The 7,015-nt window shown below is 58.6% G+C and carries 9 protein-coding genes; 4 read left to right on the top strand and 5 right to left on the bottom strand.

Annotation, left to right across the window (positions count from 1 at the left end):
* Positions 1–262: 262 nt before the first annotated feature.
* Genes QMK33_RS04980 through QMK33_RS04990 form a run of 3 tightly spaced genes read right to left on the bottom strand, consistent with a single transcriptional unit; the run spans position 263 to position 2,857 of the window.
* Positions 263–1,222: a hypothetical protein gene (locus QMK33_RS04980; RefSeq protein WP_283563454.1), complete on the bottom strand. Its 960-nt coding sequence runs from the start codon at positions 1,220–1,222 to the stop codon at positions 263–265.
* 4 nt (positions 1,223–1,226) lie between these two features.
* On the bottom strand, positions 1,227–2,186 hold the full coding sequence (locus tag QMK33_RS04985; protein ID WP_283563455.1) for a hypothetical protein: 960 nt from the start codon (positions 2,184–2,186) through the stop codon (positions 1,227–1,229).
* A gap of 32 nt (positions 2,187–2,218) precedes the next feature.
* Positions 2,219–2,857, bottom strand: a complete 639-nt coding sequence (locus QMK33_RS04990; RefSeq protein ID WP_283563456.1) for a hypothetical protein — start codon at positions 2,855–2,857, stop codon at positions 2,219–2,221.
* Positions 2,858–3,128: 271 nt separating this feature from the next.
* On the opposite strand from QMK33_RS04990, the gene QMK33_RS04995 reads away from it, so the two are divergent.
* From QMK33_RS04995 to cdaA, 3 genes are all read left to right on the top strand, one after another.
* Positions 3,129–3,290 (top strand): hypothetical protein, encoded by a 162-nt coding sequence (locus QMK33_RS04995; RefSeq protein WP_283563457.1) that lies wholly within the window; start codon positions 3,129–3,131, stop codon positions 3,288–3,290.
* Positions 3,291–3,358: 68 nt separating this feature from the next.
* Complete coding sequence (locus tag QMK33_RS05000; RefSeq protein ID WP_283563458.1) at positions 3,359–3,619, top strand: hypothetical protein; 261 nt, start codon at positions 3,359–3,361, stop codon at positions 3,617–3,619.
* 483 nt (positions 3,620–4,102) lie between these two features.
* Complete coding sequence (cdaA, locus tag QMK33_RS05005) at positions 4,103–4,906, top strand: diadenylate cyclase CdaA (RefSeq protein ID WP_283563459.1); 804 nt, start codon at positions 4,103–4,105, stop codon at positions 4,904–4,906.
* Here the strand turns inward: cdaA and QMK33_RS05010 are convergent.
* Positions 4,903–5,337 carry a hypothetical protein gene (locus QMK33_RS05010; protein ID WP_283563460.1) on the bottom strand — a complete coding sequence of 145 codons (435 nt, stop codon included), beginning with the start codon at positions 5,335–5,337 and terminating at the stop codon, positions 4,903–4,905. The genes cdaA and QMK33_RS05010 overlap by 4 nt on opposite strands.
* A 352-nt stretch (positions 5,338–5,689) precedes the next feature.
* Between QMK33_RS05010 and QMK33_RS05015 the strand changes: the two genes are divergently transcribed.
* On the top strand, positions 5,690–5,992 hold the full coding sequence (locus tag QMK33_RS05015) for a KGG domain-containing protein (RefSeq protein ID WP_283563461.1): 303 nt from the start codon (positions 5,690–5,692) through the stop codon (positions 5,990–5,992).
* A gap of 104 nt (positions 5,993–6,096) precedes the next feature.
* Here the strand turns inward: QMK33_RS05015 and QMK33_RS05020 are convergent, their stop codons facing one another.
* Entirely contained in the window at positions 6,097–6,741 is a 645-nt protein-coding gene (locus tag QMK33_RS05020; protein ID WP_283563462.1) for a response regulator, read from the bottom strand.
* Between the last annotated feature and the right edge of the window lie 274 nt (positions 6,742–7,015).

A 7,015-nucleotide genomic window follows, 5' to 3' on the forward strand; every position in this document is an offset into this window, starting at 1 on the left:
GATTTTCCATGCATCTCTATTTCTTGCGGGTAAAGTGGCTCAATACCGGTTAAGTCAAAAACCGGCCCTCCTCATTAGTTGCAATAGGGCTATTACTGCCCCACTTGGGGGGTAGCCGCCGTAGCCGTTGCCGCCGTCGTACTGCTTGTTGGGAATGGGGCCGTTGCTGCCCCCGCCGCCCCCAGTAGGCGGGCTGCCCCCACCGCCGCTGACCGTACACGTCCAGATAACGATGTCTTTTTGGTCCTAATAAAAGGGGTGTCTATTTGGCAGAAAGCAACTCAATACTGATAAGGTCAAAGAACCGGTCTTCCGCATTGATAATCGCCCCAAAATAGGAGGAGTAGCGCCCACTGATAAGGCCTACTTGAGGCTGAAAGCGCAGGTCGCCCACTCCATATGCAGTGAGCAAGCCATCCACGCCAGCCGTACTAGCAGGAGGGAACGACCAGAAAGTATATACTTGGCCCTCTGCCTTTTGCAGAAGTAGCTTGGTACCTAGCTCCTCGCGCAATCGGGGGGCAGGCTGGCCCGGTGGACTGGCAGCGCTAGCAGCATCCTGCTCTTTGAGATAAGTGGCTGGTAAAAAAGGCTGGGCCAGGCAATTGATAGTGGCATTGTCACCCGAAGTAGGATACCAAGTTCTGGTATTGCGCAGTACGAAATATTCCGTTAATACCTGCTGCTTGGGCGTGAAGTATTGATTACCCTGCTTGAGCACCGGGCGCAAATCCAGGCGTCGGCGCGACCAGTCCACTTCAGCCTCGCGTGCCGCCTTATAGTTAAATAAGCGTGTGTAGCAATCGCCGGCCACGGCGGGCCAGGTCACCTGCCGAGCTTGGGCCAGGGTATCGAGCCGGATGGGGAGCCACTGCACACGACCAGAATTGGGGTCGGGCAGGATGGTCATAGTCACTAATAGTTCATCGGTGGGGTATAAGCCCGTGGGCCCCAGGTCGCCGCTGGCGATGAGCTGCTGTTGAACAAAGGCAGCGGGTAGAATCACATTCACCAAGTCCAAAAACTCCTGCCCCTTCGCCCGCAGCCGCTGGGTGCGCACGTGGGTAGCCCGCACCCCAGTAGTTGGCACCAGCATGTAGAGCCGGCCCTCGGCATAGGGCAGCGGCTGGGTACTGGAGGCGGGCTTGAATTGCCCCCAGGCTGCCTGGCTGCTAGATAGCACTAGCGTTAGCAGCAGTGAAAAAAGGGAAGTACGCAGCATACGATTAGTTGTCGGGCAGATGCGTCAGGCTCACTACCTCAAAGAAGGTATTGGCTGTGGATATATCGTTCAGGTGAAAGTAGGTCGGAAACTTACCCGAAACCATACCAATGCCTGGTCGGAATTGCAGCTCAACCACTCCAGAGTAGACTAGCTCCGGCTCCAGGTCGGTTACCTGGGGCTGGGTAGACCAGAACGAATAGGTCAGCCCGTCTTGCCGCTCCAGCAGCAGCTTGGTTTGCAACTCGCCATCTACCGGCGGGCGCTCCTCCTCCTTAGGGAAGGCCACTGCCACCCTCCGCTGGAGGGCGGTCAGGTCGGCGCGCGAAAACACGCGGGCCTTATAGTTGAGAGTAACGTTGTCGCTGCCCTCTATGAACCATTGAGGCTTGCGGCGCACCAGGAAGTATTCGGTGAGTACCATGTTGCGGGTGGTCCAGCGGCGGCCTGCGCGCCAGATGACGGGCCGCAGGTCGAGGCGGCGGGTCAGGGCATTGGCGTAGGGCAGGGCTGCCTTGTAGGCGAAGAGCCGGGCGTAGCAGTCGTGCAAAACGGCCGTTAGTGATGCGGTATGTTGGGTGGCGAGGCTATCGGGGTCCAGCGGCACCCACATTACCCGCCCAGTTGCCGGGTCGGGTAGCACGGCCATCGTGACCAGCAATTGGTCGCTGACATACGGGTCGTTTAGTCCACTACCCGCAAAGGAGGCTTCCTGTCGAAGAAAAAAAATGTTGTCCGCCAGCACGTTGATGATATCCACAAACTCGCTTTTGCCCTGCCGCATTCGCCTAGTTTGCACGTGCGTAGCCGAAAGGCCGACGTTGGTAATTTCTACGTATTGGTCGTATTGGCTGCCGGGTAGGCTACCGGCCAAACAGTCCAGTTGCTGGCCCAGCGCCTGGTAGGGGTGCGTGAAAAAAAACGCGAGTGCCGTGCAAATAAGAAAGAACCTATAGAAAGTCATATTTTATTTTAATAAATATAATTTTATACTTGCTAACAAGCCTTTTTTCCCTGTGGGGTAATGTCAACACCTGTCGGAGCCGGATTGGGTACATTTATATTCTGTTGTTCAGCATTGTTTTCTCTTGTAATCATATCTTGCCGCGCCGGAGAAAGTAGCTTGTATGCAGGTGTTTTTGTTAGGCCACTCCAAAAAAGGTCTTCTGCTCGCTCATGAAATAAGAGGATACCATTCTGATTGCAATAGTTCTGTAGCGCATCAGCCATTTGGCTTACAATACCTGACATCAACGCATGTTGGTCTTCTGGACTGAAGCCAGTGCCCTTCATATACCCCTCTAATAGCTCATCCAAGGTGGCATTCGGCGGCATATTACTAAGCCTTCCCCATCGCCCCAAGTAAGCATGGAGCGATTCGTGGATTAATGTTCTGGCTACGGCAACATTTGTTGCCTGTGAAACATAGCTGCTTTGCAGAGTTGTAGTAACCTCAAAGGGAGTACTTCCCAAGGTTTCTGTAATCGCGTTAGGTGCCTGAGTACTATTAGAGGATGGAGGAATAATACCAGTTTTTATCGTCCAAGTAACAGTTGTGCTATTGCCTAGTAACGCGAATATTCCGCCGATATCATTGCCATTCGTTTTTTGTAAAGAGGCAAGAATTGCCTGCATACAAGGGGGTAGGTTATCTTTTATAATGGTCGTAGTGGCAGCAGGACTACTGCCCCCACTTGTGGGGTAGCCGCCGTAGCCGTTGCCACTGCCGTCGTCGTACTGCTCGTTCGGGATGGAGCCGTTGCTGCCCCCGCCGCCACTGTTGCCCCCGCCCGTGCCCCCAGGGTAGCCCCCGCCGGTAGTGCCGCCGCCCGTAGTACCGCCGGTAGTGCCGCCGCCCGTAGGCCCACCGCCGCCGCCGCCGCTAACTGAGCAGTTCCAGATGACAATGTCCTCCCTGGATTCTAGGGAGGTAGAGGGGTTCACCACCGAGGCCACGCACGTAATGTCTACATCCGCCGTGCGGGCGGTGCCCGACTGGCGGGTAGCCTTGTCCACGACCGGGAAGGAGCTGAGCCACTTTGGGCCGGCCGAGGGCACCCCGGCCTGATAGGCGCGGCCCGTGAGGTAGTAGTTTTCCCGGGAGTAAAACGCCGTGAACCCCGTGAAGCCGGCTAGTTGAGCTACCTGGCCCTGCTGCTGGGCCGTGTAGAGCGCTCTAAACACGTGATTTATTTCCGGCGCGCCGAGCGCAGTGCCCTTGTGAATGACCTCGATGATGACCCCGCTGGGTGGGCTGCCCGCCTTTTTGCCCATCACTACGCGCCGGTAACCCTGGTACTGGCTGGTAAAGCCGACCGGGCCGCCCTGAATGGGCAGAAACGCCAGCGGCTCGGCCCCATTGGCGATGGTGTCAAGCTGCTCCCACTGAATGGCTAGCCAGTTCAGCGAGTCGGCCTGAGTAGCCGAAGCCGTGCGGGAGGCGCTTGTACTCTTCAGCCGGGTATGACTGGCGCTGGCCCGCCCGGCATACCAAGCTTTTAGCTCCGCCAGCGAGGGCGCGGTTGCCTTGCTAGCCGTGCTGAGCACGGGCTGCCACGGGGTAACGTCCTTTTTGCAAGCTACTAGTATAGTGCCGATAAGCACCCAACATAAGCTAATTTGGGTAAAGAGCTTTCTCATACGCTAAGTGGAAAAGGGGATGTAAGTAAGAGGGGTTGGTATTTGCGTAAGCAATAATACTCAATTAGTTGAATAAATAAAATATTTTTCAAAATCCCAGAAATTCTATTGCTTCCTGAAAGTAAGGTCAGCTAACCCAGGAACTGCCGCTCTGGTAAGCGAAAGCTGAGGATAATGCCTGCTCACCTTGCCCACGGCGGCGGAGCGGCCGTTCTTTGTTGTAGTCTAACCGCCGCTGCCTTGTCCCTCCCTTTTCCCTTTTACTTCCTGCACGTCGGGCTGGTCGATGTGGCCGATGTGCTGCTCGTGACCTGGCTGCTGTACCAGCTCTATAAGCTGCTGCGCGGCTCGGTGGCCCTCAATGTCGCGCTCGGGCTGCTGAGCCTCTACCTGGTGTACCTGGTGGTGAATGCGCTGGGCCTGGGGCTGCTGTCGGCCATTCTGGGGCAGTTTATGAGCGTGGGCGTGCTGGCCAGCATCATCCTGTTTCAGCAGGAAATCCGGCGGTTTTTGCTTAATGTGGGTAAAGTAGCGCTGGAGGGCGGCGGCCCGCTGGGCTGGTGGCGGCGGCCCAGTGGCCAGCCCGCGGGCGCGCCCAGCATTGTGGCCTTTGTGGAGGCCGCCAAAAGCCTGGCCGGCAAAGAAACCGGCGCGCTCATCTGCTTCACGCTCACCTCCGACCTTAGTTTCTACGCCGAATCGGGCGACCGGCTCGATGCCGAGCCCAGCAAGCGCCTGCTGCTGGCCATTTTCAACAAAAACTCGCCCCTGCACGATGGGGCCGTGATAGTGGCCCAGGGCCGCTTGGTGGCCGCCCGCTGCATCCTGCCCGTGAGCCAGAACCCCGAGGTGCCCGCCGCCCTGGGCCTGCGCCACCGCGCCGCCCTGGGCCTCACCGAAGCCACCGACGCCGTGGTGCTGGTAGTGAGCGAAGAAACCGGCCAGATGAGCCTCGTGCGCCACGGCGAAATCTACCGCGGCCTGGCCGCCGCCGAGCTCAAGGCCCGGCTGCAAGAGTGGCTGCTGGCCGGCCCCGCCGCCTAGGCCGCCGGCAGGTACCCGGGTTGGTGCGTGCTGGCGGCGGCCCGGACGGGGAGCAAAAACTCGGGCCCCTCAAAGCTGCTGGCGGGCTGTAAGTCAAGCTGCTGGCCCAGGCCACTGGCGCTCAGGTCGTGGCGGAGCGGGGCGGGCAGCCCGCACCAGTGCACGGCCACGCCGGCCTGTTTGCCGCTAGTGTCGGCCCGTAGCAAGGCTTGCTGGCCCAGTTGGCTGAGCGAGTGCAGCAGCTGCGTATCAATCCAGGCCTGGGTGGGATGGCGGTCGAGCAGGAGCTGCATGGCCTGGCCCAAGTGCGCCGCGTCGGCGGCGCTCGAGCAGCCCCCGCGCAGGCTAAGCCCCACCCGCTGCTGGTGGCTGCCCAGGTGAATGGTGAGCGAGCGCGTGGGGAGGATGAGGAGGAAGAAGGTATTCGTCATAGCGCGCGGGGAAGGTTAAGAGAGCAATGAGGCAAAGATACAGTTGCCAGTCAGAGAGTTGGCTCCGTAGTACGCGTGATTTTACCTAGGTATAAATACCTGTTTACGGTTGCGATGGGGGTGCCTAAGCCCTGCGTATTGTTCAGCTACGTGTTTTCCGCAGGTTGCGCCGTTCGGTGCGTGTGCTTGCCGCGAAAAACTCGTATAGGTCCTCCGTATAAATCGGTAATTAGCTTGAAAACTAGCTTTTTAGGAGCGAAAAGGTGGACGTTATCGGGCCTTTTGCCGTTGGGCAGTCAGTACAAGACTCCCCGGCCCTCCAGTTCACCAGTTCACCTTTTCCCCTACTCCTATGAAATCGGTTCTAAACGCTACTGCCGCCGGCGTGCTAACGCTCAAAGCCCGCCCGGCCGCCCGCATCGGTGATGGTAGCCGCACCAGTCGCCGGGGCTTTGCCAGCATGGACCCCGCCGAGCAGCGCCGCATTGCCAGTGAAGGTGGTAAAGCCTCGCACGCCAGCGGCCAAGGCCACAAGTGGACGGCCGACGAGGCCCGTGAGGCGGGCCGCAAAGGTGGCCTCACCAGCCGGCGCGGCCCCATTCGCCCTACCGAGGCGGCCCCCAAAGCGCTGGTTGCCAAAGCCAAAAAGAACTAGCCAGTACGGCCTGATTAACTGTTAGTTATACATGAAAAGCAAGCAGGCCTGGCCCCCGTAAGGAGACCAGGCCTGCTTGCGCTGAAAACCTGCCTGGGCCCTGCTTACGTGAGCAGGCCCTGCGTAACGGCCAGGCGAATGAGGGCGGCGGTATTCTTCGTCTGGGTTTTTTCCAGAATGTTCTGGCGGTGCGTTTCAATAGTGCGTTTGCTGGTAAACAGCTTTTCGGCTATCTCATTGGTAGTCAAGCCTTCGGATAGTAATTGCAATACCTCGGTTTCGCGGCGCGACAGCTGGCTGACCTTCGTGGTTTCATCGGACTCATCGTCCTTGGCCAATACTTTACGCAGCATATTGAGGCCCAGGTCACTGCACAGGAACTGCCGCCCGGCAAGCACCGTCTGAATAGCCACCAGAATCTCCCCTTTCTCGGCGCTTTTGAGCACGTAGCCCAGCGCGCCCGCGTCAAACAGCTGCCCGATGTAGCGCTCGTGCGCCAGCATACTCAGCACGAGCACCCGTACCTGGGGGTACTCGGCGCGCAGGCGCAAGGTGGTGGCCAGGCCATCGAGCACGGGCATGTTGGCATCGAGCAGCACGAGGTCGGCGGGGCAGGCAGGCAGGCGGTCGAGTAGCTCCTGGCCATTGCTAGCCTCGCCCACAACCTCTAAATCTGGCTCGCCGGCCAGCAGCGCCCGCAGGCCATCGCGCACAATGGTGTGGTCATCAACCAGAAAAATACGGCTCATAAAACGGGTATACGGGCCGGGGCGGCCGCACGATGTGCAGGAAGATAATGGGCGGGTAACAGGCAAGCTGGCTGGTTTCAGCGTAAAGAAAGTCCCCCGTGTCCTGCCAGCGACTAACAACTACGGAGCTGCCAGAAAAAAAGACACTATACTCGTCGCGAAGTGAAATGCGAATTAGGGCTTAAAATTGTGCTATGGAAGTGGGGCTTTCGGAGTCAGAGCGGCAGTTGCTGCGGCAAGCGCAACGCGCCTGCCGGGGCAAGGCGGGGTACGT

This window comes from Hymenobacter sp. H14-R3 (assembly GCF_030063445.1).
Taxonomy (GTDB): domain Bacteria; phylum Bacteroidota; class Bacteroidia; order Cytophagales; family Hymenobacteraceae; genus Hymenobacter.